The organism is Pseudomonas sp. Marseille-Q5299, from assembly GCF_943737035.1.
GTDB lineage: Bacteria > Pseudomonadota > Gammaproteobacteria > Pseudomonadales > Pseudomonadaceae > Aquipseudomonas > Aquipseudomonas putida_E.
Genome location: NZ_CALSFR010000002.1, coordinates 161,034 through 187,934, shown reverse-complemented (window position 1 = coordinate 187,934; position 26,901 = coordinate 161,034). Strand labels below are relative to the sequence as shown.

Here is a 26,901-nt window from a genome sequence, read left to right as displayed (position 1 = left end):
CCACGTAATGCAATGAACTCCCGCCGCAATGCGCAGCGGGAGTTCAATCAGTTAACGCTTTTGTTAACTCTATTCGATCCTCCACTCCGTGCCGTTATTTCTCCAGGCTATTTTTTGACCTAGACCTACTAAGGTAAGGTTAGCCGGAATCGGTCTCCATGGACTGGGCGGCACTGATTCGAGAACGGTATTGGAACCGCCACCCTTTTGAGAGTTGTTCGACTGCGGATTCCTGCGAGAGCTTGGAGGGGTATGTGGGGGCGACTGATGGTTTTCATTGGCCTGCGGACCCGGCCCTTCAAAGTTGTCTGGCGAACTTGACGAATTGCGGTGCTGGGGCCCCTGGCTGGACTGCTGGGGCCCCTGGCGGGACATGGGCGGTGGATTTCGCGGCGACTGCTGCGAATTTGTGTTCTTGGGGGGTTGGAAGTCGTCGACATTCTTGAAGAAGGCCTTTTTCGCCGCCTGATAACCGGCCATCGCCTTCGCGGATTGGGCGGCCCTGGCTGTGCGCAGTGCAGCGCGGACGCTATTGATCCCCACACCCCCGACGAAGCCGCCCAGAAAGCTGAGCCCATAGGCGATGTAGCCCAAGTTGGCATTATCGTCGTTGGTCGCCGTCAAGTAGGCTTGAATGCCTAGCGCCGCTGCGTTGGCAGCTACTCCGCCTATTCCTGCAATATAACCGAGGGTGATACCGATGCTCGCCGGTGCCGTCCAAGGCATCGTGATTACTGATACGCCCAGCATCAAAGCGGCGATGCCCACCCCCAACCATGCGCTCCACGGCGTCTTCGGCTTCTCGGGCGGGTCGACATACGAGGGGGGATCGCGATGCGGCGAAACGCCCTCAGAGCGGTGCCCGGTTGGGTCGCGCCAGTTGACTGGGTTGCCCAGGGCATACAGGTAGGGGTTGACTCCCGACTCTTCGGGGCTAAACGAGTCCGGGCTGTGGAAACGCATCAGCGCGGGGTTGTAGGCGCGATAGCCGCTGCCTAACAGGTACCAGCCAAGTACCTCCTCGCGGGCTTCGCCATTGAATGCCAGGAGGCTGCGCATGCCGTTGTCTTCAGGCCGTTCGCCGTAGACGCTATAGTCTGCATGGCGGGTGCCGTCAGCATCGCATTCGCCGATGACGCTGCCGGGCAGGTCGCTTAGCAGCAGTTGCGTGGCGGCGGGATCTGTAGGGTAGCGCTGTACCCCCAAGGGTTGGTTTGCGCCATACAGGTACTGTGTGAGCACACCGTCTTGCGAGGTGCACTGCAGTTGTTGGCCCAGGAAGCGGCGGGCGTCCTGCCGGGTGCCACGGTGCAGCGAGCCCACCAGCACATTATGGCCATCGTACTGGTATTCGACCAGAGGCGTCAGCCCGTCGGCATCCAGCACTCGTTGCAGGCGGCCGAGGGCGTCGTACTCCAGCTTGCGTCCTTGCTCGTCATTGAGCATGTTGCCGAGTTCGTCGTAGTCGAAGGCTTGCTCTTCGGGGTAATCCTCAAGCAGCCGATGCTTGACTCCTGACAGTTTGAAACTGCCATCGGAGGCATAAGTAAAGTCAGCCCTGTCGGTGTTGCCATCGGCAAATACGGTTTGGCAGCGGGTGAGGTTGTCCAGCTCATCGAAGCGGAACAGCTGGCTGCTGATCGGCCGCCCCTTGGCATTGCACGGCAGTGCCTCCCCTTCACAGTAGTGCGCGACCAGGCGGTCGAGCTCATCGTATTCGAAGGTTTCCTTACGTACCTCTTTACCACCGCGTTCCAGGGTGCGGTTTTGCAGCATGTCGTTGTCCAGCCAGGTCAGGGTGATGACCTGTATTTCACTGCCGGTTGCGCTCAGGGTTCGTTTTACCTCGCGTCCCAGCGAGTCATAGTCCTGCGTGCACTGCACATGGCGCTCGGCATTGGCGCTGTCGCGGGTGGTGGTACAGGCGAGCAAACCTTGGCTATTGTATTCGAACGCCGCTTGCAGGGTGCCCTGCTCGATGCTGGTGACCCGGCCCAATGCGTCATGGCCATAGATGCTGTCGTGGACATCGGAGTGCTCGAGGGCCCTGATTTGGCCTTGCAGCGAGTAGCGGTAGTCGCTGTGATGCTTGAGCTGGCCGGCGACCTTCCAGGATTCTGCTGCCAGGTAGCCCTGATCGGAATACTGGTATTCGCGGCTCCCATTGCTGTTGCCAGCAGTGGAAATGTCTGCGCTCAGCGGTTCGTATGCAAAATTGGCTTGCAGAGTGCTGTTGGTCAGTACCTGCTCATCCATTTCGATACTGGCGTTCACGTGAGTGGGTTGCGCGGTCAACTGCGGTAAGTACTGATAGCCGATCACCCGCTTGCGCATGCCCTTGGCGGTGCTCTGGAGGGTGTAGGCGGTGCGTTTTTCCACCAGCTGGGTTGTGCCGTGGTAGGTGTATTCTTCTACCCGCGGGCCTACTTTGAGTTTGGCCAAGCGATCCAGGCCGTCGAACGCTCGCTCGCAAACCGTCTGGCTGTCGCTGGCGCCCGCCTTGCGCACCTGCAGCGAGGTGGTCAGCTCGCCGGTGCTCTGCGGGGCAAAATGACGGATCAGTGCGGTGCCGTCCGGGCGCACGGTCTCGGCCATACGCCCCCAAACGTCGTAGACGTATTCGGTGACGCGTCGTGCTGCCTGGGTGCTGCTCTCAGTGAAACTGAACGTGTCTTTGATACAGCGGCCAAGCCCGTCATACACGAAGTCCGTGCGGCCCGCCTGAATGGCTGGCTGGTCGCCCCGCTCGAGCTGGCGATACTCGAAGACCGGTTTATTGAAGGCATTGAGTTGGCTGACTTGTAGCTGTTGCTTGACCCCCGGTGCATCCGGGCTCTCGCGCCAGCGAGTGACAAGATCGCCACCGTCACCGAAAGGAGTTGCGTGCGTCACCTCCTTGATGCCATCTGGGCGAAGCACCTCGCTGCGCGCGCCCCAGCCGTCGTAACCATAGCTGTAGTTGCGGGTCACATCTGGCGCTAGCGCCTGAGTACCGACGATGTCAGGCGGGTAGTCGTAGAAGGTTTCGCCGATCAGGCGGCCCACCGAGTCATAGCGCTGTTGTGACACAGTGTACTGGAGGCGCTGTTGCGGGTTGCCCGGGGCACTGACCTCACGCTCTTCCCTGATCTGCCGGTTCTGGCCGTCGTAGACGATGCGCGTGAGCACTCCTTTGGCATCGATGACTTCTTCGCAGGTGCGTGTGCGGCCGTCTTCGCTCAGACGCGGATAGGCAAAGCGGCGGGTCGCCTTGTATGCCGGTTCGTCTGGCGCTGTGGTGTGCTCCACGACGCGATTGAGCACATCGTATTGATAGCGGTTGACCACGCCCAGGGTGTCTTGCTCTTCGACCAGTTGGCCACTGAGGATCGACTGTGCCGAACGAGTGGTGGCCTCCAGGGTGCCGCACGGCGCACTGTAGGTCTCCCGGGTCTGCATCCAGGTAGGTTGCCCTGCAGGGTCATTGATCAACTCATAGCGCCAGCGGCGGCCCGCCGAAACACCATTCATGCTGAACTGATGCTGATCGATTCGGCCGTGCAGAAGTGGCTTTTCAGGCATGTTCAAGTAAGTACGATGATTGCTGTGCAACAGCGTCTCATGTTCCTCGCCCTGCTCGGGGGTGACCGCGAAGGTGTCTTCCTGCTCGAGCGCGAGCCAGCCATCAGGCAGCGCGTTGTAAGTGCTCTGGCGCAGGCCGGGCAGCTGCACATAGCGGTAACGATTACGTTTGATCGGGGCTGCTGGCAGCGTGTCATCATCAACCGGGGCCGGGTAGACAGTCTCGCACTTGAGGTTACGCACGAAACCTTCCGGGTCTGCCGGGCAGCCGTCGCTTTGCTCCTTGGGATAGTACTCGCGCACGGTGCGCATGCCATTGGCCTGAATTTCTTCAACCAGATTGCCGCTGGCGTCATAGCGGGTTAGCTGGGTTTCATCGCGACGGTCTTGCGAGTTGCCTTCCAGGGTGAAGGTCTTGGTGACCTTGTGCGGCAACTGGAAATAATTCGGCTGGTCTGCGAATTGCCGATTGGCCAGTTCGTGATAGGTGGTGCTGACGGTTTCGATGCAGCCTTGCTGGGTGGTGACCTGTTCGGTCATCAGATGGAAACGGTTGAAACTGCGCTTGACGGTGCGCAGTACCTGGCCATCAAGGTAGTGGCTTGCCGTGGATTCGTAGCTGAAGCCGGCCTGTGTCGATTTGTAGAGGTTGTCTTCGCCGCCTTCGGTCCAGGTGACGCCCGCGCCGTTGCCCAGAAAGTTGTTGCTGCTGAAGGTGTAGGTGTTTTTCATGTGGGTTGTTTCATCCAGCGGATCGGGCTGGAGAACATGTTCGGCGGCATAGGGCAGTGTTTGTGCAACCCCGGGAAGCGCGTGGCCGTCTTCCTTGTAAGTCACTGTCTCGACACCACCTACCGGGTTGCTCAAGCGGGTCAGGTAGTACGACCCGCCGATGGCTCGATAGCTGAACTCCCATCTGGCCTGATCGGCACCGGGCAAAGTCATACTGATCAGTTGGTCGCCTTGCAGGCCCAGGCTGAACCGGGCTCGGGCGTCAGTCTCTGGTTGCAGGTCCAGCAATACCTGGTCGTTGCGGCCGTAGTCGATGTTCAGCAGGGTGCGCTGGCTGTCGTCTCGAATCGTCGCCAGGCAAGGCTGGCCATTGACCGGGGTGTAAAGCAGGTCGATACCATGCCCCGAAGGCGCCAGCACTCGAACCGGCAGGGCCACTTCAAAGTTGGGGGCCTGTGGCTCAAGGATCTCGGTGAGCCCAGACTTGTGCGCGATGCGAAAGCGTTTTTTTTCCCCCTCGCTGATATTGCGGAACTGGAAGCTTTCCAGCTTGCGCTCCGTGATAACGGCGGTTTCTCCCGGGCCATTGTCGGCGACATGGAAGCTCTCGCCGGTGTGCAAGTCAAGCATGCCGTTGGGCACGCTGAACCTGGTCAGTTTCAAGCTCCAGCCGATGCCAAAGCCGGTGTTGCGTTCGTTCAGGGGGTTGAAACCCAGTTGCAGGGGCAGGTTGGGGCCGCACAGCGCGTTGGCGTTGAGCTCCGGCAAATCGATACCGAGCGTATATTGGCCGGTGCGTGGATCGACGCTGCCTTGAACGAAACTCATGAAGTTGAACGCATTGGAATGCAAAGACATACCGTGTTCCTCGTGAAACCACTCAGCTCAGCGGGTGGGGGGGGTAGGTGAAGTTACAACGACCACTTTGCCGAGGGTGTCGCGCTTGACTGTACCCGTGCTTTTGCCCTCTACGACGATACCCAAACCCTCTTTGATAAAGTCGTTGGCAATATAGGTGTTGAAGAAATAATCAACATCCTGATTGTTCAAGCGTGCCGTATGGTGCGTGGTTTTCAAGCGCAAACTCCATTCGGGTTCACCCGCCTTCATATTTCTGGAATACAAGGTGATCAGTGATGCAGACGGTATGTCGTCCATTTGAATTTTGCGCGGTGTGCCAAGTCGAGTGTCGCCGCTTGTCAGGTCAAGTGTGAAGGTGCCGCCCTTGGTAATTACAGGGATGTTGAGTGCCCGGGAATCCTGGTCGGGATCGGTAACGATAATGACCCCTGATTGAAGCGGAGTATTTTCATGTGTCATGACAGAAACCTCATTGGTTAAGCGCTTCACTCATCTGGGTGTGAGTCGCCAATGTCAGCGCAGGTTCGCGCGCAGGGCCTGTAAAGCCTGATCAAAGGCTAGGAGAGTTGGCCTTAAGGCGCACCTAGTAGTTTTGCCAGTTGTCCGGCTTATTCAGGGCGGTTTATAACTGAGTTCAGATCAGTCGCAGGCGGTACACGGTGGGCAGGGGGTAACGCCTTCATTATTTATCAACCGTCAACGGCGTTATTCAGCCATTACCACGGTTGGGTATCCACCGTCTTTAATCCGAGGTCGTTAAACATGAGTGCGCAGCACAGAGCATTGCTCGAGGAACCAGAAGTTCCTGATTTGAATGAATATGATGAAGTTGATCTGACGGCATTGGGTGGCCGGAACCTGATGACCTACATTAAATATACCGGTATGCAAGATGGAGACTTTGTTCGGCCCCGTTGGGTGGGTGCCAGCCCGTCCGGCGAGGCGTTTGATGATGTTACAGCGCAGCTTCAAGTTGGCCCGGAGGATGTGGCCAATGGGCTTGAGGTCACTATCCGCAACGACAGGCTCCGTGCCGCCGAAGGGGGTTGGGCGTTCTACTCTTATCAGGTCAACGATGGGCAGGAGTCCCTGCGTAAGTTCTGTTACGTAGGGCTGCGCGCACGGACCGAACCGGAAACCCTTTCGGTGCTGCATGCCTTGCCGTCACATGGCTTGACACTTCAGCCAGGTGCCTTGCCCGCCGGTGGGGCAATTACGATGCTGGTTGCACCGTATCAGGCCATGCAGGTAGATGACACGATCACGCTGCAACTGGTGGGGTATGACGAGGACGGAGTGGAGGATAGCGTTTGGTCGCGTACGCTGACCGTGACAAAAGACCATTTCGACAAGATTCCATTGTCTGCCGATGTGCCCAAAAACTGGTTCGGTTTCTTGGAAAAAGGCTACATGGAAGGCTTCTACCGCATTGACCTGGTGGACGGTGGTAGTGTCGATTCGCCTCTGCAGCGCTGGGAAATCGACTCGAAGGCAACGTTGCCCGACCTGCTCGCTGCCCCGCGCATCGAGGGCCACAGCGAAGGTGACCCTCTGGACCCGACACAGTTTCGCAATGGTTTGGCCATTGCGGTGCCGGCGTATCCAGGTATGCAGGTGTCTGACCATGTTGTCCTGCATTGGCGCAGCCCGGCGGGTGATTTGGTCCAGGCGGCGCGGGTCGATCCCAGCAGCCTGGCTGCCGGCTCGCTTTTTTTTCGAGTGCCCGTCGAGAATGTGATGCAAAACGCCGGTAGCAGTGTGCGATTGAGTTACCTGTATGGACGTAAGGGAGGCAACTTGAGCTCGAGTGAGCTTCAGGTGACTGTGGCATTGATACGGTCGCTGCCTGCCGCCGATGTAAGGGGTGCCATTCCAGAAGGCCCGGCTGATGCTGGCCGCATCCCCGGCCTTGAAGCCAAGGACGGGGTTTACGTCGTAGTGCCTGCAGACACGCTGGCCCCAGGGGAGCTTGCCGAGGTGCACTGGATGGGCCAGTCAGCGCTAGGCCAGTACATAGCCAAGGAGCCGGTCAGCCCGGCCAACCCGCTTCGCTTCTTCATTCCCAAAGACTATGTGCCAGCCAATTTTGGGCGCGGCGAAAAGGACGAGTCCAGGCGCTTTCAGGTGTTTTACCGGCTGATCGGTGCTACCGGCCAAGTCGACTCGGCGCCCTACAACCTTCGGATTACGCCGGTGCCCAGCACCAGCTACCCACAGATTACCTGCACGCAGGCCGATGCAGGTGGGCTCTCTCTGGCGAAGGTACCGGCAGCGGGGGCCGACCTGGCGTTGGGCACTTGGCTGTTCGGTAAGCAGGGCCAATTGCTGACAGTTGTGGTCAGTGGCGTGACCGCGACGGGCGAGGTCGAAGAGGTGATTCTGGACAGCGCTCCTGTCACTGCCGAGCAAGCCGAGAACGGCGTAAGGGCGAAGTTGCCCAAGGCATTTCTGGAAGGGTTGACAATGGGCGAAAGTTTTACCATTTCGCCACGGCTCAGCTTTGACGGCGGCGTTTATTTCACGCCGTTTAGAAGTATCACACTGACGTTGAACCGCTAGAAACAACTGACCGACCGCCCTGTGGCCAACGCATTGCTACTGCGCCATTAAGGGCGTCTGCGGATACCCAACAACGTGCGTCGTACCTGTTTTCTTTAGGCATTTACATGGCCTGAGGACAGGTTTCGCTCGCCTGTTAATGAAGACTCGATTGTCTGGAGATACATTAAATGGCCAAGCCCACACTCGAAGAGTATTTGTCTTACCTGAGCGTCGAACCCCGCACGAAAGGGTGGGGCGCCTTGCTGGTTTATGACCGGTTTAAAACCAACATGCTGTTGGCGCAAGAACATATCGAACGGTTTGATGGCAGTCACTGGTTGAAACCGATCAGCCTGCGGGTGGAAACGGAGGGCGGCAGCTGGACGGATATTTCTGAGTTGACGCTGGACAAGCCCAGCCTGTCGTTCGTCAATTCCAGCATCAGTAGTTCGGCTGCCCGTTTAAGCATGCACGTGTCGGGGGGCAAGTTCAAACAACTGCGCAGAACGCCCGGCAGTGGTCAAACAGAACTGGTAGGGCTTTCGCGGCTCGATCCGTTGAGCGCCCCGGCTGTACGCATGAACATCAACCTCAATCAAAGTAATAACGGTACGATCACGGATGAAGGGCGAGTGACCTTGGACCTCTCCCAGGGTTCGGCTTACACCTTCGAAGTGTCGAGTTGGAAAGACTTGAACGAAAAGGTCGGCAGCGCCATTCAGCGCGCCTTCGCAGCGCTACCGGCCGAGGAGCGGGTGTGGGAGCTGAACACTCTCAAGCCTGTCGAGGGCGAACTCAAACCCACGTCTTTTGCGGTGCGTACCCATTCGTTGGCCAAGGCTGGGCAATCGATCGTCAGCAGTGATCCGGCTGAGCTGGACGAGGGCGCAGTGGTGGTCGGCGTCGCGTTCAATGGTGCACGGGGGGGCGACTTCCCAACCCGGGACGAGGACATGCCGTACTTGTTGCCGGAGTCGGGTTCCTCGGATCCGTTCACGATGAACCTGCTGGTGGGCAACGATGTCTGGAGCAAACAGGTGCTTGCCCAGATGTTCAAGAAAGTCCCGGGTTATGAAAACGAGCAACCGGAGTATGAGTCGCAGGCAGGTTTCATCACCCAGCTGACTTGGCCGGGGCTCACCGTTACAAGCCCCGAGCAGACACACCGTTTTTCAACGCCTCCTTTGTATGAAGGGTTGGACGGTGCAATTACCGCCAGGCGCATCGATGGCTTCAAAGCATGGCGGTTTGATTTGCTGAGGACCTCGGTGAACATGACGCTTGCTTCAAAGGGCGGCGTTATTGTGCTGGAGTGGAAAGGCCAATGGCCGCCGTCTGAAGATGGCCACCCGGTTCTGGAGTCTGACGAATTTGTCTGGAGAGCCAATGGGGGCAATGGCAGTCTGGCAGTCAAATATCCGGTGGTGATTGACTATACGTGTCGGCAAAACTTTGCACTTGAACTCGAGACCGCTGGCGAGCACAAAGGCCGTGTCAAAGTGGTGAAAAAAGAACAACAGATCGATGTTGCTCTGGCTCAATACGACGGTCGGCAATTCGTGTGGTTGGAAGAAGTATTCAAAACAGCCCAAGACCTTTTCAAAACTTCTTTCAAAAACGCGTTCGATCAGGTGGTTACGGCGGCTGCGTGCGGCAGGCGCGTCTATCGATGTGCTGCGGTTGAACGGTTTGCTGTTCCGTAGCGAACAAATCGCTGAGCCTCGGAACCTGCAGGTACCTGGCGACCTGTCATTGCTGGGTACTTTGGCACCGAAGCTCACCGCATTCGCCGTCGAACCGCTGGAAGCCACGCTTTCTGCGGGCACCACACAGACCTTTAGGCTGGCGCCACTTCCTGGTGCAGCTGTGGCCTGGAGCCTCGATCACCTGCCAGGTGAGTCAGGGGACAAGGGCACCATTGCCAACGGTGTTTACACCGCGCCGGCAAGCGACGCGATCACGGGGACGTCCAAGCGGGTCATCGTTACCGCAACGGCCGGTGATCAGGTCAGCCGGGCGTTGGTGACCGTCGTGCCGCAGGGCGTTTCGGTTTTCCCCTTCATGCTCAGCGGCCAATTCTCTGACCAGTCGCCTGCCAAACCATCCCGTTACGTTGTGGTCGGCGGCAGCCTGGGCGCTCCGTTGAGCTGGGCGATGAAGCCGGGCTCCAAAGGCACCCTGCGGTTACCGGGCGCTGAAGATTCGGACCTGGACATTCCGGTGGACAAGGAAACGCGTATCTACGTCGCCCCAACCAGACAGCCGGGGGCTTCCGGTACAGTCGATTTTCTGATGCAGCTGGACACGGTCACCGTGAGCTCGGGGGCACACACAGAGGCCATGGATGTGGTTATTCCGTGGACAACCACCACTGCCGAGATAAGGGTCACTGCGCAAACGGACAATACCCTCAAACTGGCCTTGTGGGTACAAAGTTGGGACGAGGGCGATGTGGAGATACCGCCTGCGGACACGCAGTGGTTTCTGGTCAAGGGCGAGGGCGATCTGTCAACGACAGGGATCTACACGCCGGGTGCGGAAGGTGACTACATCATCGTTGCCGCGTTTGACAAGACTTCCACGCGGCTCCCTCTATGGGACTACGCAGTGCTGCCCATGCCCTACGAGCAGACCCACATCGAACTGGTCGAACATGTCCAGGTGCACAGCACTCAAAGGAGGAGCTGATCATGGCTGCCAACTCCAAACAAAACCTGCTCGATGAACTGGAAAAAGGGAGTGTGTTGCATGGCTGGGGCGCAATCCTGGCCATCGGGCGTGAGCGCTTCAATCAGTTGCTCCAGACACAATTTGTCGATGCCTTCGCGACGCAGGATTTTACCTTGCCGATCAGCGGCGAGTACTTCATGGAGAATCGTACCGAGAAGGTCGTGTTCGACAACCTCATGCTCGGCCCCCCGCAACTGTCGTTCAAGCATGCCAGCGGTAGAACGGCGCACGTCACCGTCAGCATGGAGTTGATCGCCGGTACCTGCCATGCGATCGCTCAGCATTCCGGGGTGCCAGCCTGGCTGCGTCGAAGTCATGTATTGATGCAGGGCATGGGTTACCAGTTGCAGATGCAGGCGGTGTTGAGGGTGATTCCCATACCCTTTTCCAGCCAGAGCCAGTTGATCCTGGACCTGAGCACTGTCACCGAGCCTACCTGTAATCTGGCCTCGTCCGAGATCGCCAGCCGTGCGATGGGAGACTTCATCAAGCAGCAACTTGATCAGCAACGCACTGAGTGGGTACTGCCTGTGCTGACACTCGACTTGCTGGGTTATGACGCGACGGCGATAGAGAGCTTCGATGTCGTGACCCAGAAAGCACCTGAGGGCGGCGGCAGTGGCGCCTCACCCGAAGACGATGGTGCAGTGCTGCTGTTGATGCAACTGCGCGGCAGTGCTGCCCGGGGGGACGTTCCTTCTGCGCTGCCCTACCTGTTGCCCGCGCTGGATGACGGGGGCGGCAACTACAACGCTGCCTTGCTGGTAGACCGCATGCGGGCGTCACTGTTGAGCCGGCGTGCCGAAAACACGCTGGCGCGGATAATGCTGGTGCAGGCTTATCAGGTGAGCATGGCCGAAGAGCATGTTGCGCATGATGCAATTCTGTTCGGTGACATCGGGGCCACTGCGCAAAGCGCAGACCTGCAACCTGCCCTGAGCAGTGTCGCGGCCTCGCGCCAGGTCAATTACCAACTCAAGGGAACACCCGCCGGTGCATGGTCGGCGCGCAACCTGCTTCATCCGCGAGCCTGCGGTGAGGTCGTCGAAGGCCGCTATACCGCCTCAGCGCTGAACGAGTTCGTCAGCCATCAACAAGTGGTGGTGGTCACTGCACACGTTGCCGGCGAAACGGGCAACAAGACCAGTACGGCCTTGGTGGTCGAGTCCAGCGACCCCTTGGCCATATCACCCAGGGTGGTGCTTTGGGGCGAGGGAGACGCTGCGATCAAGCTGAATGCGTCCCAGAGTGAAGGGGTGCAATGGTCGCTCGAGGGGGGGGAGCATGGCATCTTGCAGCCCGACCCTGCCGACCCGCGCATCGCCCACTTTGTGCCCAAGGACCAGGCGGGGGCGGCCCAGGTCGTGCTGCAGCGTATCAAGGTCAGCTGCGGCGCCGAGAGTGGTTATGCCACTGTGGTGATACTCAACCGTGCCCCAGTGCTGAAGGTTGAACCGTTTCATGTGAGCACGATGCCACCGAGCGGGATGCAGACGTTCACTTTGGCCGACTACCCCGCTGACCGGTGGGTACTGTTCGGTGCCGGCGAGATCGACTCGGCCACCGGCGCGTACACGGCGCCTGAAAGCGACGCGGGCGAAGTCAGCGTGGTCGCCGGTATCGCTGGCATACATTCCGGTTTTGCCGTTATCGAGCACCAGCCTAACAGGCCACAACAAGTGGCCAGCCTGCGGGCGCGCTGGAAGACGCTCAACAGGTTCGAAATTTCGCTCAACAACGCCAACCGCAACCGGGTGCTGGCCAATGGGCTGCAGCAGGTCGGTATCGACATTCTGATCGAAACCAACTCGTTCGAGGGCGATGAGGGTGTGGTCTGGGACCCAGTGAGTGATCTGGAACTCTCGACGCTGGTGATCCTGCATGAGGATGGCACTGAAGTCGATTATCTGAGTCCCGGGTGCGAAGGGCTTGACCCGGACGAAACCGGTTCCCCGAGGAAATGGGCGGTCAGCAAGGTTCGCAATCGCTTCGACTACTTGCCCACCGGCAGCACCCCGGCTGCGCAGGTGCCATTGCGCACGCCCGCTGATGCCAGGCGCACGGTGACTGTCTATGTACATTGCCTGGAGGCGGAAGTCAGTAAGTTCAAGGCCAAGTTCCAGGACCATTCCAATGGCTGGCACTACTCGCAGGAAAAGGACGAAACCAAGGGGGTCGTGCAACTTGAAGGGGTGCGTGTACCGGCACCGAGCATCAGCAACTACTCGATGGTGGCAAAACGTGTGGCCAGCCGAATGGGTTCGGATCACGGCCAGCCGCTGGATACCTTCAACTATTGGCACTACACCACCGATTACTGGGTGATCAGCGCCAGGGACGTGCAGTTTGCCAGCGCTCGTTTCGATCACGCCTCGATGATCAGGTGGGAAAGCGAACTGCTCAAGGAGTCGTATTGCACGTACACCGGCTTCGCCTTCAAGCCACGCCGTTACCCGGGTGCGGTACCTGCGTCTACGGGCATCGAGTATCAGGCTGAGTTGCAGTTGTTGGCGAAAGAGTCCTTGGTGAATTTCAAGGAACTGGATTACGGCTTCAAGGGGCAGGAAGACGTCGCCGAAGGCAGCCTGCTGTTAAGCCTGGATCGGGCGCCCAACCTGAACTACTGGTACGACACAGGCGGCAAGAAATACCGTGAAGTGCTGGACAAGCCATTGTTGTTCACCCTGATCGACAACTTTGGCATTGCGCACCGGCTCAAGGCCACTTTTGGCGGCGGAGCCGATGGCCGAAACACACTGACGCTTGAACTTCAGTAAGTGTTTGTCGCCCCTTGGCGGGGCGACTTTTTTCCGCTATCAGAACGAGTGTGTTCCTATGACGACGCAATCCCTTATTCATTCCAACGCTTTCAATTTTCTCAGCTTCGTGCAGGGGAGTGTCGACCCGCGAACCGGGTTGTATTCACTACTGATAGAGCTGCCCGAGTTGCCTGCCAACCACCTCAGCGGCCCCACGCTGCCACTGCGCCTGGGCTACAACCCGCTGAACAGCCAGGACACCGGATTCGGTGTCGGCTGGAGCCTTAACCTCAGCCAGTTTGTCGTCAGTAGCGGCATGCTCAGCTTGCATACGGGTGAGAGTTTCAAGGTGGCAGACAATGGCCCTGGCGAAAAGGCCGTGATACCTGAACGCAAGATCGACAGTTTTCATTTCGACAACGTCAGCGAGGGAGGGAACAAGTGTTTTCGGATCGCCCACAAGTCCGGCTTGATCGAGCTGCTTGAGCCGCAGGCACCCACATTTGCGGTGGCTTTGCCTGTACGCGTGCTGGCAGCGAGCGGGCACGGCATCAATCTGACCTACCAGGTGGTAAACGGCGAGCCGTGCCTGGCATCCATTACCGATGACACCCAGGTCAACGGTCGCCCGCGCACCTTGCTCAAGATCGATTACAGTAGCCATTCACGGGTGCTGATCGACCTGAACCCTGATTCCGAAGCGTTCGCACGCTACACCCTGGAGCGCACGGGTGATGAGCTGGTCAAGATTGTTTTGCCAACTGCGGACCAGGCACGCTGGGCATTCACTTATCGCCGGGTGGGCGAGTTGCGCTGCCTGACTGATCTGCACACTCCCGTCGGTGCACGCGAAGTCATTGAGTACAAGGATGACGGCCATGCCTTGCCCGGCGGCCAAGGGCGAACGGTGCCGTACGTGCAGCGGCATGTCCTGAGCCCGGGCGGGGGGCAGCCGGATATCGAAACGCGGTATGCCTTCAGTAGCAACAACTTCCTTGGTAATGGCACGGGGGTGGCCTGGGAGGACAACGGGCTGGACAACCTGTACAAGTTCACCGGTTCCAGCTTTGTCTACAGTTCGACTGCGAGTCAGTATCAGGACGGCACCGCGCTGCGTATGACTGAGCGCACATTCAATCGCTTTCACTTGCTGACCTCGCAGGTCACCACCCAGCAAGGCTGCATCGAAACCGTCACAACGACCTATCACGAACGAAGTGACACTGGGTTCGCAGACCAGCCGAACAACTTCCAGTTGCCAAACACGGTGACCTCTGCCTGGTCGTTACAAGGCAACTCCAGGGATCGCCGTACTGAAGTGTCCGCCACGCAATACGACAGTCACGGCAACCTCACCCTGGAGGTGCAGGCCAATGGTGTACAGACACGCTATAGCTATTACCCGGCCGAGGCCAGCGAGGGTTGTCCGAGCGACCCGGAAGGTTTCGTGCGCACCCTTAAATCACAGGTGCTGGTGCCCGCAGCCGACGGTGAGGGGAGGGCAGAGGCGCTGAGCCGAAATTTCACCTATATCGCCTTGGGCGCACTCGATGCTCAGGCCAAGGGCCAGCTTTTGCCAGACAGCGAAACCCAGGTGCGTGTGATTGACGGCACCATCCTCTGCCATACCGGGATTGAGTACGCCGAGGCGCTGGCCGATCCGCTGCTGCATGGCCGGCGCCTGAGCGAGGTGCGGAGCATGGGCGGCAAGCCTACCCGTACCGACTACCGCTATGCCCTACGGGTGGTGAATCAGCACCCGGTAGTGGAGACACAAGCTACGGTGACCGGCTTCGACGGGGCGCAAAAGGTCAATACGCTGCAGTACTCGGAGCTGATCGGCGAGCCCCTGCTCAACTATGATGAAAACCAAGTGCAGATTGCCTACGAGTACGACCAGCTCAGGCGTGTAGTGCTGGAAACGGTGGCTCCGAACATGGAGGAGTTCAAAGCCGCGCGCGCATACAGCTACCAGTTGTCCTCCACGGGAAATCAGGCTGTGCAGGTCATGAAAGATGTCAAAGGGGTTACCACCTGGAGCTACGTAGACGGCCTCAATCGTGTGGTTCGCCAGTTGCGCCAGGACCCTGACTTCGCGCAGACAATGGCCGCCCAGGAGGCGCCACGGTTGAGCTACAGCGCTGCCTACGATGCCTTGGGCAATCTGCTTGAAGAAACCGAATATGAATGGCTGGCGCTGGACGATCTGCCGCTGCGCACCCGCTTCGAATACGACGCCTGGGGGCAGCGCAGCTGTGAAATCGGCCCCGACGGCGTGCGCACCCATGAGCAGATCGACCCGATCGGTACGCCAGAATCGAAAGGGCCGATCCTGACCCAGTGGCGCGAGTCGGCGAACGGCCTGTTGCGCACTGGCAAGACCGTCACCTGGCAGAATCTTTTCGAAAAGCCGGTACGGGTCGAACGTTTGCGCCTGGATGGTACGCGCGAGAGCTTGCACCAGTACTTTTATGACGGCCTTGGGCGCACGGCGCGAGAAATCGACGGCCGCGCCGCCCAGACTGCTTTCGCCTTTGATGAGTTCGACCGCTTGCACACGCATACCCTGGCCGATGGCTCGCAGGTGGTGCGTGAGTATGCTGGTCACAGCGATGAAGACTTGCCGGTGCTGATCAAGGTGCTGCACCCCGATGGCGCTACCCAGAGCGTGCTGGGTGAGCAGGTGTTCGACGGCCTGGGTCGCATGGTCGAATCAATTACCGGCGGTCGCCGGCGCGTGCTGCAGTATGCCGATGGCATGCGTCAGCCTGAATCGGTCATCACACCCAGTGGCCAGAAAATCCGTTACCAATACCTGCCTCAGTTGGGTGAAGAGCCTTTGCAACGGACGGTGATTGACTCGGGGGTCGAGGCTCAATACCAGTATGACAAGCAGAATGCGCGGTTGCTGTACTGCAAGGAGCAGGGCGAGGAGCTTTCGCGTACTTATTTCAGTACCGGCCAGGTACGGTCGGAGACGCGAGTTCAGCAGGGGGCTCGCTACGAGATGGCCTATGTACACAGCCTGGGCGGACGCCTGTTGAGTTACACCGATGTACTCGGGCAGGTTCAGTCTTATACCTACAATTCGCTGGGCCAACTCGAACAAACCAGCCTGGGTACGCTGACCAGTACGTTCACCTATGACTCGCTGGGGCGTAACAGGTCGATCATGACCCAGGCGCGTGATGCCGATGGCAGCGTTCGCAGTTTGCAGACCACCCTTGAGTACGATGAGTTTGAGCGTGAAACGTCGCGCCGCTTTGATTTTGACGATGCGCAACAAGTGCTGGCGCAGGCTTATGATGCGCTCGATGCGATCGTGAGCAAGACGCTCACCGAGGACGGGCGAGTGCTGCGAGAGGAGGCTTACACCTACGACGAGCGTGGCAGATTGACCGATTACATGTGTGAGGGCGAAGACGCATACCTGCCGGTCGACCCCTACGGCAAGAAAATCCAGGCCCAGCGCTTCGATTTCGATGCCTTGGACAATATCTCCCGAGTGCGCACGCGTTTTGACGGTGGCACCCTCGATGCCCGCTATCAGTTCGACAATGAACTGGATCCTGCACAGCTGACTGGTTTCGAAATTCGCGGGCTTGAGGATTCGCCGCTTATTGTCGCGCTCGAGTATGACCTGGACGGCAACCTGGTGCTTGACGAGCAAGGGCGCACGCTTGCGTACGATGCGCTGGGGCGTTTGCAAAGCGTCAACGGGGCGGCCGGTACAGCCAGCGCGAACTATGCGTATGACCCGCTGGATCGCCTGGCGATGCAGGAAACCCTTTGAGCGGTGCGCACGGTGTAACCGGTGTTTCTGGGCTTTGGCGATGCGGTTAGGCGCATATCCGGAGTGATCTGGTGCCCTTGAGATCGAGCGCCGCCCGCGCGGCGCTCGATCTTGTTGATAACTCGATAATTACTCGGCGGTTTAAAAGGCTGATGCAAGAAGTCAACTGTCAGTTCTGCCAGTTGTTCGTGTTGAACAGGGGCCTTTAAATAACGGTATGCAACTCGCTTAGTTTCGGCGTCCTTAACCCTCCAGCGCGACAGGATAAACGTAATGAGCACGTATGAAAAAAGGACCATGACGGCCGAGCAAACCCGCCAGGCCGTGCGTCAGCAGCGGGCGCAGGCTTCTGTGTCCACTGCATTGGAAGCCCCGTTGATCGACCCGAGCCTATTGGCCGATCCCGCTGATAACACGCTGAAAAGCCAAGTGTTGCTCAGCGCTGATGGGGAACTGACAGTCAGCATCCCGGCATGGGACACGTTTGCGCCGCCCGGCTTCGGCGTTTACGACACTTTATATATTTATCATTTAAGTGAGAACGGGGGGCGGGAAGAACTAATCAATAGGGAACTTGACGAAAGTAATAGAGACGAGTTCCCCCTGCCGTATACCGTGCCCAGGGAAAGAGTTGAGGCGTGGGGTGAAGGTACACAGACATTCACTTATGAGGTTTTACCTTACAGTGGGGGCACGAGGCTTCAGGGCGGAAGGCTCGCGCTGATCTTTGACCGCATTGCGCCCAACCGAGGTAACGTCCCGCCCGCTTTTGCGCCGATTGCAGATGTCACCGACGCCAACGTGGCAGATGTTGAGCTGACGTTGGGTTCGTACCCTGATCATGCCGCCGGCGACAAGGTTGCCGTCTACTGGTTGAAGGATGTACCCGAGGACCTCACCGCGGTATTACCTGCCGTGACTGTAGATGTCGGAACGTTACCACAGCAATTGAAGGTGCCCCGAACTGCCATCGAAGCCGCAGGCGATGGTGGCCTTTACGCCCTCTATCTGCTGGTTGACAAGGCCGGCAACATCAGCCGAATCGCCCCTCCTACCGCGGTGGGTGTTGCGCTTGGGCCATTGCCTTCGGGTTTGAAGGCTCCTGAAGTGCCGCTGGCTGGCGATGGAGTGATCGACCAGGAGGATGTGTTCACGGGTGTGTCGGTGCATATCCCGGCATTCGAGCACTTCAAGCCCACAGATGAGTTACAGGTGACCTGGGGCTCCCTCGAACTGGGTTGGCAGCCGATTGGCAACGCGCCATCTTTCCCACTGGCAATCAACCTGTTGCCGCTGCAAGTGTGGGGCGAGTATGCGGCCGCAGGCAGCGGGGCGATGTCGACACCTGTCAGCTATGCACTGCGACGGGGGGCGGTGCCAGCGGGCACCGAGCGGACGGCTGTGGACGTTAACCTTGAACGTATCGGGCCGGTCGATCCAGGCCCAGACCCAACCTGGCCAGACCCGGTCAACCCGAAGTTGGACAACGTCACGGTCAAAGGTGAGGTTTCGGGCAAAAACAATGAACTGACGCCCGACGATCAGTTCAAGCCTGCGACCCTGACGTTCGTGCTCGATAGCACCTTTATCGAGGGCGATAAAATTACCTTCCATTGGGGTGGAACCCATATCACTGAAGCGGATCATGAGGTGCTGGACACCGATCCCGGTGAGCAAGTCACGGCAACGATCCCTTGGGCTTACATCGAAGCCCACAAAAACGGCGTAGTGCCGGTGCATTACAGGATCACTCGGGACGGTGTTCCCAATGCCTCAGTGTCGCCATCGACCGATGTAACCGTAACGGCCATTGTCTTGGTCCCGGACGCCCCTGAGTTTCTTGGTGGCAATACCGAGGCTCCCGTGGGCTGGCTGACCTGCCGATCATTGTATGACCCGGATGACGATAGCGGTGCCGCAGCGGCCATTCGTGTTCAGGTGCCGGACCTGGCGGCATACGGTTTAGTGACGGGTGCCAAAGTTACGATGCATTGGACGGCAGTGCATGGCTTTACCGGTGAAACGCCAATACCGGACATTGACAAGGTCGAGGAAATTACCCTGACAGCGGAAAGTTTGAATGGGTTTGTATGGCGTGTGGAGCCCTATGACACACACATACTGCCCATACCTAACTTCAATGCTGCCCTTAAAGACGGGCGCGCCCGTGTTTGGTACACCTTCGAACTGGACGGTACGACGTACACGTCCGGTACTGAGGAACGCATCATTTCAATGCATCAACTGGGAGCAGCTTGCCCACTCAAACCGTAAGCAGGCAACGCATGAAGATGGCGTCAGCCATCTTCATCTCCCGTCAGATGTCTTTTGCTCAATTGACGAATATTCCTACAGAGGTTTCGGGTAGTGCCACGTAACTTGTACGAAATTTACCCCCTAATCCGTGGGTGATTTCAGTTAATACGACGGAGACCTTTGATTCAATGGCGACTGTGCTTAAAGAACGCTCGTACCCTTCAATGCAGGCGGTGCTCATGTTACCTGTACTCTTGCTGGCTAGCCCGGTTACCGAGGCGTTGACCGTCGTGGAGGGCAAGCGAGCGATCGACGCCACCACGCCGGTCGACAGCTATCAGCTCAACCCTGGCGCCTGGCTTGAGGCGGTCGATGCATCGACCCTGCAGTTGGATATCGGTAGCGGTGCGCAGTTGCAGATGCAACGCAGTAACGTGGATGCGCAAGGCGCTGATGGCATCGCCCTGCGTGGTGGGGCGAGGGTGACCATAGCGGACAACTCGCGTGTGGTCAGTGACCGCTATGGCCTGCGTTTGGAGTCTGACGGCACTGCGGGGGCTTCGGCCACGATCAGCGACAGTCATGTTGAAGGTGCCCGCGGCGGCGCATTGGTGTCATCAGCTGCCACCTTGAGCCTGCAACGCAGCGAGTTGATCGGTACCGGGACCGCTGCGGCAGCGAACATGTTTGGCGGTGCGACACTGACGGCTCAAGACAGCCGCTTGGTAGGTGCGCAAGCTGGGGTGCGTATCTTCTCCGATGCTGCTTTGCCGGGTACAGCCACGCTGAACCTGGTGGGCTCTGATGTGCAAGGGCTGGACGGCTCGGCCATCATTGTCGGCAATCCGTTGCTCGGCCCTGCCAATGGGGTAATAAACGTGGCAGGCGGCTCCACGTTGCGCGGTAGCAACGGTACCCTGCTGGAAGTGGTGGGCCGGTCGACGGCGAGCATGACTGTCGACAACAGCCAACTTGTGGGAGATGTACGCGTCGAAGCCGGCTCCAGTGCCTCGTTGACGCTGGACAACCAGGCCAGCCTGACAGGCCGCCTGGAGAATGTGTCCGGCCTGTCCATTAACGACCAAGCGCGTTGGAACATGGTCGAAGATAGCCAGGTCGGCAGCCTGGCTCTCAATGGCGGCAGTATCAGGTTCGGTGAACCCGACCAGTATCAACGTTTGGCCTTGGGGACTCTGGCAGGCAGCGGAACGTTCATCATGGACAGTGACTTCAGTACTGGCCAGACCGACTTCCTTGATATCACCGGAACTGCCACCGGTAGCCATAGCTTGCTGGTGGGCAGCAGCGGCGCTGATCCCTCGGTTGAAAACCAGCTGCATCTGGTGCACGCCGCGGCGGGTGATGCGCAGTTTTCATTACTCAACGGGCCAGTCGACCTGGGGGCTTTTTCCTATGACCTGGTGCAGCGAGGCAACGACTGGTTCCTCGATGGCTCGCGCAAGGTCATCAGCCCTGGCACTGCTTCTGTGCTGGCTCTGTTCAACACGGCGCCGACTGTGTGGTACGGCGAGCTGACGACGTTGCGTAGCCGCATGGGCGAGTTACGCCTGGATGAGGCAAGTGCCGGTGGCTGGGTTAGAGCCTATGGCAACAAATTCAACGTGTCCGATGCATCGGGTAGCCCTTACCGGCAAGTTCAGCAGGGTTTCTCGTTGGGTGCCGATGCGCCGCTTCCGGTAGGCGATGGCCAATGGTTGATCGGGGTGATGGCGGGCCACAGCGGTTCTGATCTGGACTTGGTCCGGGGCGCCTCGGCAGAGGTCAAGAGCTACTACCTGGGGCTTTATGCAACCTGGCTCGATGCCCAGAGTGGGTACTACCTGGACGGTGTGGTGAAGCTAAACCGTTTTGACAACTCATCAAAAATCGCCTTGAGCGATGGCACGCGGACCAAGGGCGACTACGACAACCTTGGCGTGGGGGCATCCGTGGAGTTTGGTCGGCACCTGGAGCTGGGGGCTGGTTACTTCATCGAGCCCTACACGCAATGGTCGGTGGTCAATATCCAGGGCAAGGACTACCAGCTGGACAATGGCTTGCAAGCCCAGGGTGATGATACCCGTTCGCTGCTCGGCAAGGCCGGTGCCACCGTTGGGCGGACCTTCGAACTGGGCGAGGGGCGATTGCTGCAGCCGTATCTGCGCGCAGCCTATGCGCATGAGTTCGTTCAGAACAATCAGGTGAAGGTCAACAATAATCGATTCGACAACGATCTGTCGGGTTCGCGAGGCGAGCTTGGGCTAGGGGTTGCCGCGACCCTTAATGATCGCTTGCAGCTGCATGCAGACTTTGATTATGCCAATGGTGAAAAGATTGAGCAGCCTTGGGGGGCTAACGTCGGGCTGCGTTACAGCTGGTAGGTCGGTCGCAACAGGGAAGGTTCAGCCTTCCCGTTTTTGTGCACGGTAACAAACGTAAGGGGAAGCATGATGCAACGATCAGCGAGAGGCCTGCCCACCGATACGCTCCTCGAACCGCCTGTTTCGCCAGATGTTCTGCCCAATATCCCAGGAGGGCAGGACAACTTGCTGCCCGTATCGGCGCTTGCACGTCCATTGCGGATTGAAGTGCCTATGTGGGACTACTCGAACCCTTCACCCGACTACCCGGAAAAGCTTTTCCTGTATTGGGGCGCGCAGTTGGTCGAGGAGAAAACCTGGTTCGACACCATACCGCCGCAAGACCTGTACGCCGATGTCCCGGTAGCGCTATTGGCTCACGGCCAGGTGCTTGTGAGCTACCGCGTCCATGGTTACAACGGAAGTCAGGTGGTGTCTGAGCCGCTGACACTGACGATCGACAAGATCGCGCCGTTGCTGGGGGGCGAGGACGGTGCCTTGATTGTTGAGGAGCAGGTCCTGGACGAGGGCGTTACGGTGAGCTACCTGGAGTCTCATGGTGATCGTTTGTTGGCCACTGTGCCGGGGTACGACAGCCCGGCAGTGGGCGATATGCTGACGTATTACTGGGACCGAGCGCCCTTTGCCAACGAGCAGGTTGCCGAGCTTGAGGTGACAGATCAGAACGTCGGGCAGCCGTTGGTACTCGAATTTCCCGGAGACATGATTCGCGAGCGTGAGGATGGTGCGCGTTATATCCATTATCGGGTACGTGATCGCGCGGGTAATGTCAGTGCACGATCGCAGCCCGTCACACTGGCGGTAACGGCCACGCCGGTGCCCAGGAGCTTGAGCCCGGTGCTGATCGCCCAGGCTGAGGGTTCAGGGCCACAACTGACGCTTGCGCTTGACGACTTTGACGCTCCCTTGTTGATCGAGGTTCCGGCCGAGGTGATGGTGTATCCCGGTGAAACGATCACTGTCGTGTGGGGGGAGCCGGGAAGCGTGGGGCACTATTCAACCCGGACCCCGTACGAGGGGCGCGACCGGCACTTTGAAATTCCGGTGCAGAAGGTTTTGGCGCAAAGCAAGCGGACCCTGCCGGTCATCTACCAAGTCGATGGTGGTGACAGTGCTCTGGACTCTGATCCGATCAGGTTGGAGGTGAGGGCGATGACGCAAAGGCTGCCTCAGGTAAACCTGGTGGGTGCCGACAGTACAGGCTTTCACTTGGCTTCTGCGCCTGCCCATGTACCGATCAAGCTGGACACGTGGCGGATGATCGCCGAAGGGCAGCGGGTCAGCATCCAGGTGACGGGCGTATTGCAAAGTGGCAATGAGGCGCCCGCCCATGATGCACTTGTCGCACATCCGGTATCGGCTACGCAAGCCAGGCAGGGGATTGGCATGGATAACGCTGTGACGGTGCCAAAAACCTATCTGGCAAGCCTCAGGCTCAATGAACGGTTTACTGTCAGCGTTCAGGTGAGTTTCGATGAGGGCGGCAACTGGGTCCGTTTCCCCTCCATCAACCTTACGTTGCGCGCCTGAGGGTATAGGTTGGCTCACTCTGGTTTCACCGGGCTGGAGCGTTCGGCTGTAATGCCGCTGTAGTCATTGATCGTGGTGAAGTTGACCTGAAGGCCCTGGGTTGTCGGTAACCGCTTCAGCGCATACGTCTGACGGCTCAATGGCAGGGCCATGTCGTGGGCCGTAATGGTTTCACTAAACCCAGCGCCGCTGATGACCAGTCGGTTGAAAGTGAAGTGGTAGGGCGAAGGGTTGTCGACAACCAGGTGCGGTTTGCCGTCTATCAGTTGTACCGACCATGCCAGGTCCTTGAGCCGGTCTTGCGGGCGGTCTTTCAGATGGCTGGGGCGATAGAACAGCTTGATGCGCGTACGCAGGGCAATGTTCAGAATATTTTGCCGGGTATCGGCCGTCGCCTGCGGAATTTCCTGCAAGTTGAAATAGAACAGCGACTCACGGTCTTGCGGCAGGTCATTGGGTAGTGCGTTGATCTGCACTGTCTGCTCATTGCCGGGGTCCAGACGGAACAGCCCAGGCGAGGTTATGAGGGGGACAGCAGTGGTTGCATCGTCGGCTTCGGTATTGACCCAAGCCTGAGCGGCGAACGCCGTTTTCGAAGGGTTTGCGACAATCACTGAGGCGCTGCGTTTGGCGCTCTCATGGACGATACGGGTATGGCTGATGGTAAGTGCCGCATAGGCAATTGGCGTGTTGGCGCCGAGCAGCAGCAGGCAACTGCACACAACAGCCAGGGGGTGACGGAAAAACAGCATGGCGTTGGACCGGGTGTAGTTGGAATCGACTCCAGGTGCAGGCACCTGGAGTGCGTGTCAAGGCAGGTTCACCACGAAAGAAACTTCCGCCTCGGCCAAGCCTTCGCTAACGGTGGCGGCAAAGGATTCATACGCCGCGTAGAACATCAAGTCTGTCGGGCGGGTTTCATACAGGTCGTATTCTTTGGATTCGGCATTGGGGTTGATCTTGGTGCGAGCCTGGTCCTTGATCACAAGACCCAGGCCCGTGGCGCCGCCGCCGCGAATACCGTAGAGGTTTGTGCCCACTACACCGTGCAATGGAGTAAAGGTGATCTTGGTTTTTGCGCCGGGTGCGATGGTGCAAGTAGCGCTAGGCGTTACGCGCAACGCAAATGCCACGTCTGGGGTAACGGTGCCGCTGGCGCTGAAGTACTTGGTGGTGAAGTTGCCGAGCGATACACGAGGGATAACGCTTCCGCCGGGGTTGACCACTTCGATCGGGCAGGTGCCGCCGCCATAGACCGTACCGTAGAAGTTGATCTGGCCGGTTTCGGGGGCTGCGAATACGTTGCTGCTGGCCATTCCCAAGGCAAGCATGAGTAAAGTCTTTTTCATTGGCAGTTCCTTGAATCCTGTTCGTATGTGGGGCAGTCCCGGAATGCTCCCAGACGGCTAAGCGCCTGTTGGGGGGAGCGGCGAACAGGTTAAAGGGGGGGGGATAAGCGGGATGTAGGAATAATTAGCAAGCCTGCATGGATTGCGGGATGGCAGCCGCCGCAAGGCGCGGCGCGTCGGCCTGTCGCGCCCCCCCCTGATGCGGCAGGGCGTATCGCTTAGTGCGCTGATCGTCGATTCGACAGGCTGAGCATTTCTTTGTGTTGATGCCAATCGAATGTTTCGCCCTGTTGTTCGGCTTCGTAGCGCATTTCTTCCAGCTGTTGATACAACTCGAGTTCTTCATCCGGCATGAAGTGCAGGCAATCGCCGCCAAAGAACCAGAGCAGGTCACGGGGTACCAGGTGGGCAATCTGCGGATAGCGCTGGATGACCTGGCAGATCAGATCCTGGCCCAGGTACTGGCTTTGCAGCGGATCGGTTGGCAGATGGGTAAGCAGCTCGTCGAAGCGTTCCAGGAACAGCACGTGGCTTTCTTCGGGAACCTGCTCGCTTTCTCCGAGCGCCACCAGAATGGTACGCAGGTGGTGCAGCAATTGCAGGTGGTGTGCCAGGTAGGATTGGGCCATGAACGTAACTCGATTGCGTAGACAGTGCTGAATCATACGCTCCCGGCCACTTCGTGTCGCGACCGAGCGCACACAGGCTATCTCCTGGCTGGAGGCTGGTTCGGCTCAAACCAGCTTCTGCAAGCGAGTGCACTGTCAACTGCAATTACTGCCAGTTGCCGCTGTACGTTCGGGATGTTCACATGAACCCATTGAAACAGGAGATATTGCAATGGCTGATGGTATACCCGACAGCGCGCAACCCCCGACCCGCGGCGATACGCTGAATACTGTTTTGGTCGACCCGCTCACACTGGTGGTCGGTGTCTTGAGTCGCCAGATCGTCAATGCGTCATGGGTTGACTACGCCCGGCGTAATTCGCGCCGCGTGAGTGAGCAGGTGCAGTACGACCGGATGGTCGAGGGCGCTATATGGCGCGTGGGCACCCTGAGCTTGGGTGCACCATGCGTTACCTACAACGAACAGCACATCACGATAACGAACACCATCGTAAAAGATTCACAGTTTGCTTTGCGCGCGGTGTTGGGGCGTGTTGGGCGACGAGTTCATGAAATGCTGGAAACATTACCGGCTTCGAGAACGGCATTCACAGTCAAGGTGCCACTTGCCAACGGCTACCTGCGTTACAAGTTGCTAGAGGGGTCGTTCCTTCGGCTGCAGTGGTCCGGTGAGGCACTGTTCGAACATACGGACGGTGACTTTAGTTGGGCAGCGCTTACCGAGCACTATAAAGAAACGGCGCGTGTCAACCTGTATGGAGTGTTGCCGCCTATCAGCCCGTTACTGCACGATGTGAAAGGCTCTTTCAAGCTTCGAGAAGCGTCATTGGACCTGACGTTGTCCAGTGGGTCGAGTGAACTTGCGCTGGGGGGGACCAACTCGCTGAGTGCCCCGGAAACGGCGGGGGATGCGGGCGTATTGTCTTTTTTGAGCGTTCTCTTTCCCGAGGTTTTACTGGGGTTGCCTCCGGTTGACAACGCTTGGCTCGCCGGTTTTTGCACACCGCCAGGATCGCTGCGTTTTACCGCCGGGCAATTGATTCCGGAGTTGCTACTGTATTGGGCAATGTACGACGCTAACAGCGTGGCTGACCAATACCGCCATCAGGCACACGTCGAACAACCGCTCGCCATTACCCCACGGCTTCGATTGGTTGGAGTCAGTGATGAGAAACAGGCATTGACGTTGGCGCCAGCCGCGGCAAATGTGCAATGGGCGTTCGAGGGTGCAGCATCAGGGCGCCTGATGAGCGAGAGGGATGAGATGTTTTATTATCCAGCCAGTGCACCTACGCCAGCATTCGCGCTTGACTCCAACAACAAGACCAAACGTGAGGTGGCACTACAATCTGGCCCGCGTACGCTTATCAGTGCAGATGTGATCAAGGCCACGGCAGGTAGTGAAACAGCCATATCCACCTTCGTTACGTTGCACACCATAGAATCCCACTACCTGAAAGCAGAACTGGTAAACAACAAAGTCAGGCTGCTGCTTTTTTATGACAGTTGGGAAGGTGAGGTGGAGGTGCGAGCCGCTGACACTCGATGGACTGTCATTAGTGGCAACGGCACAGTGTCCGCAACGGGTGTTTTTACGCCACATCCGACGGCGCCTTCACCGTTCACGGTGCTATTGGCTGAAGATACTCAAGACCAAGCCCGGTTTCATTATTGGGCCTCGATTGTAATACCCGTGCCAACACTGACTGCCGCCCGCTTCGTTGAGCTGACCAACGGTTGAATGTGGAGTATCGAAGAGCAACCCGAGGCCGGCGGCAG

The 26,901-nt window shown here is 58.5% G+C and carries 14 protein-coding genes; 9 read left to right on the top strand and 5 right to left on the bottom strand.

Annotation, left to right across the window (positions count from 1 at the left end; genetic code table 11):
* Positions 1-69 precede the first annotated feature (69 nt).
* Positions 70-5,151, bottom strand: a complete 5,082-nt coding sequence (locus tag NGJ21_RS05245) for an RHS repeat-associated core domain-containing protein (protein ID WP_251961910.1) — start codon at positions 5,149-5,151, stop codon at positions 70-72.
* Positions 5,152-5,178: 27 nt separating this feature from the next.
* Positions 5,179-5,613: a hypothetical protein gene (locus tag NGJ21_RS05240; protein ID WP_115275599.1), complete on the bottom strand. Its 435-nt coding sequence runs from the start codon at positions 5,611-5,613 to the stop codon at positions 5,179-5,181.
* 303 nt (positions 5,614-5,916) lie between these two features.
* Here NGJ21_RS05240 and NGJ21_RS05235 point away from each other — a divergent pair, with 303 nt between their 5' ends.
* The 8 genes from NGJ21_RS05235 (at position 5,917) to NGJ21_RS05200 (ending at position 23,144) form a co-directional block, all read left to right on the top strand.
* Entirely contained in the window at positions 5,917-7,713 is a 1,797-nt protein-coding gene (locus tag NGJ21_RS05235; RefSeq protein WP_196914203.1) for a hypothetical protein, read from the top strand.
* 170 nt (positions 7,714-7,883) lie between these two features.
* Positions 7,884-9,398, top strand: a complete 1,515-nt coding sequence (locus tag NGJ21_RS05230) for a hypothetical protein (RefSeq protein ID WP_251961909.1) — start codon at positions 7,884-7,886, stop codon at positions 9,396-9,398.
* On the top strand, positions 9,376-10,383 hold the full coding sequence (locus tag NGJ21_RS05225) for a hypothetical protein (protein WP_251961908.1): 1,008 nt from the start codon (positions 9,376-9,378) through the stop codon (positions 10,381-10,383). Before NGJ21_RS05230 ends, NGJ21_RS05225 begins: the two co-directional genes overlap by 23 nt.
* A 2-nt stretch (positions 10,384-10,385) precedes the next feature.
* On the top strand, positions 10,386-13,202 hold the full coding sequence (locus NGJ21_RS05220) for a hypothetical protein (RefSeq protein WP_115275602.1): 2,817 nt from the start codon (positions 10,386-10,388) through the stop codon (positions 13,200-13,202).
* A gap of 58 nt (positions 13,203-13,260) precedes the next feature.
* On the top strand, positions 13,261-16,977 hold the full coding sequence (locus NGJ21_RS05215) for an RHS repeat domain-containing protein (RefSeq protein WP_251961907.1): 3,717 nt from the start codon (positions 13,261-13,263) through the stop codon (positions 16,975-16,977).
* Positions 16,978-17,250: 273 nt separating this feature from the next.
* Complete coding sequence (locus NGJ21_RS05210) at positions 17,251-19,251, top strand: hypothetical protein (RefSeq protein WP_115275604.1); 2,001 nt, start codon at positions 17,251-17,253, stop codon at positions 19,249-19,251.
* Between the two features lie 170 nt (positions 19,252-19,421).
* On the top strand, positions 19,422-21,614 hold the full coding sequence (locus tag NGJ21_RS05205; protein ID WP_119688510.1) for an autotransporter outer membrane beta-barrel domain-containing protein: 2,193 nt from the start codon (positions 19,422-19,424) through the stop codon (positions 21,612-21,614).
* A 66-nt stretch (positions 21,615-21,680) separates the two neighbouring features.
* Positions 21,681-23,144, top strand: coding sequence for a hypothetical protein (locus tag NGJ21_RS05200; protein ID WP_251961906.1), 1,464 nt, complete (start codon positions 21,681-21,683; stop codon positions 23,142-23,144).
* A 14-nt stretch (positions 23,145-23,158) separates the two neighbouring features.
* Here the strand turns inward: NGJ21_RS05200 and NGJ21_RS05195 are convergent, their stop codons facing one another.
* The 3 genes from NGJ21_RS05195 to NGJ21_RS05185 form a co-directional block, all read right to left on the bottom strand.
* Positions 23,159-23,896 carry a fimbrial biogenesis chaperone gene (locus NGJ21_RS05195; protein ID WP_174141829.1) on the bottom strand — a complete coding sequence of 246 codons (738 nt, stop codon included), beginning with the start codon at positions 23,894-23,896 and terminating at the stop codon, positions 23,159-23,161.
* Between the two features lie 57 nt (positions 23,897-23,953).
* On the bottom strand, positions 23,954-24,493 hold the full coding sequence (locus tag NGJ21_RS05190; protein WP_115275608.1) for a fimbrial protein: 540 nt from the start codon (positions 24,491-24,493) through the stop codon (positions 23,954-23,956).
* A 218-nt stretch (positions 24,494-24,711) separates the two neighbouring features.
* The gene (locus NGJ21_RS05185) at positions 24,712-25,122 is read right to left on the bottom strand and encodes a PA2817 family protein (RefSeq protein WP_115275609.1); all 411 of its coding nucleotides are present in this window, start codon (positions 25,120-25,122) and stop codon (positions 24,712-24,714) included.
* 211 nt (positions 25,123-25,333) lie between these two features.
* Here NGJ21_RS05185 and NGJ21_RS05180 point away from each other — a divergent pair, with 211 nt between their 5' ends.
* Complete coding sequence (locus NGJ21_RS05180; RefSeq protein WP_119688511.1) at positions 25,334-26,863, top strand: hypothetical protein; 1,530 nt, start codon at positions 25,334-25,336, stop codon at positions 26,861-26,863.
* Positions 26,864-26,901: the final 38 nt, after the last annotated feature.

Bases quoted from the DNA above. Each gene is read 5' to 3' on its own strand.
- NGJ21_RS05240 (WP_115275599.1), bottom strand. From the start codon at position 5,613: ATGACACATGAAAATACTCCGCTTCAATCAGGGGTCATTATCGTTACC.
- NGJ21_RS05190 (WP_115275608.1), bottom strand. From the start codon at position 24,493: ATGAAAAAGACTTTACTCATGCTTGCCTTGGGAATGGCCAGCAGCAAC.
- NGJ21_RS05200 (WP_251961906.1), top strand. From the start codon at position 21,681: ATGATGCAACGATCAGCGAGAGGCCTGCCCACCGATACGCTCCTCGAA.
- NGJ21_RS05180 (WP_119688511.1), top strand. From the start codon at position 25,334: ATGGCTGATGGTATACCCGACAGCGCGCAACCCCCGACCCGCGGCGAT.
- NGJ21_RS05210 (WP_115275604.1), top strand. From the start codon at position 17,251: ATGAGCACGTATGAAAAAAGGACCATGACGGCCGAGCAAACCCGCCAG.
- NGJ21_RS05235 (WP_196914203.1), top strand. From the start codon at position 5,917: ATGAGTGCGCAGCACAGAGCATTGCTCGAGGAACCAGAAGTTCCTGAT.
- NGJ21_RS05230 (WP_251961909.1), top strand. From the start codon at position 7,884: ATGGCCAAGCCCACACTCGAAGAGTATTTGTCTTACCTGAGCGTCGAA.
- NGJ21_RS05220 (WP_115275602.1), top strand. From the start codon at position 10,386: ATGGCTGCCAACTCCAAACAAAACCTGCTCGATGAACTGGAAAAAGGG.
- NGJ21_RS05205 (WP_119688510.1), top strand. From the start codon at position 19,422: ATGGCGACTGTGCTTAAAGAACGCTCGTACCCTTCAATGCAGGCGGTG.
- NGJ21_RS05195 (WP_174141829.1), bottom strand. From the start codon at position 23,896: ATGCTGTTTTTCCGTCACCCCCTGGCTGTTGTGTGCAGTTGCCTGCTG.
- NGJ21_RS05185 (WP_115275609.1), bottom strand. From the start codon at position 25,122: ATGGCCCAATCCTACCTGGCACACCACCTGCAATTGCTGCACCACCTG.
- NGJ21_RS05245 (WP_251961910.1), bottom strand. From the start codon at position 5,151: ATGTCTTTGCATTCCAATGCGTTCAACTTCATGAGTTTCGTTCAAGGC.
- NGJ21_RS05215 (WP_251961907.1), top strand. From the start codon at position 13,261: ATGACGACGCAATCCCTTATTCATTCCAACGCTTTCAATTTTCTCAGC.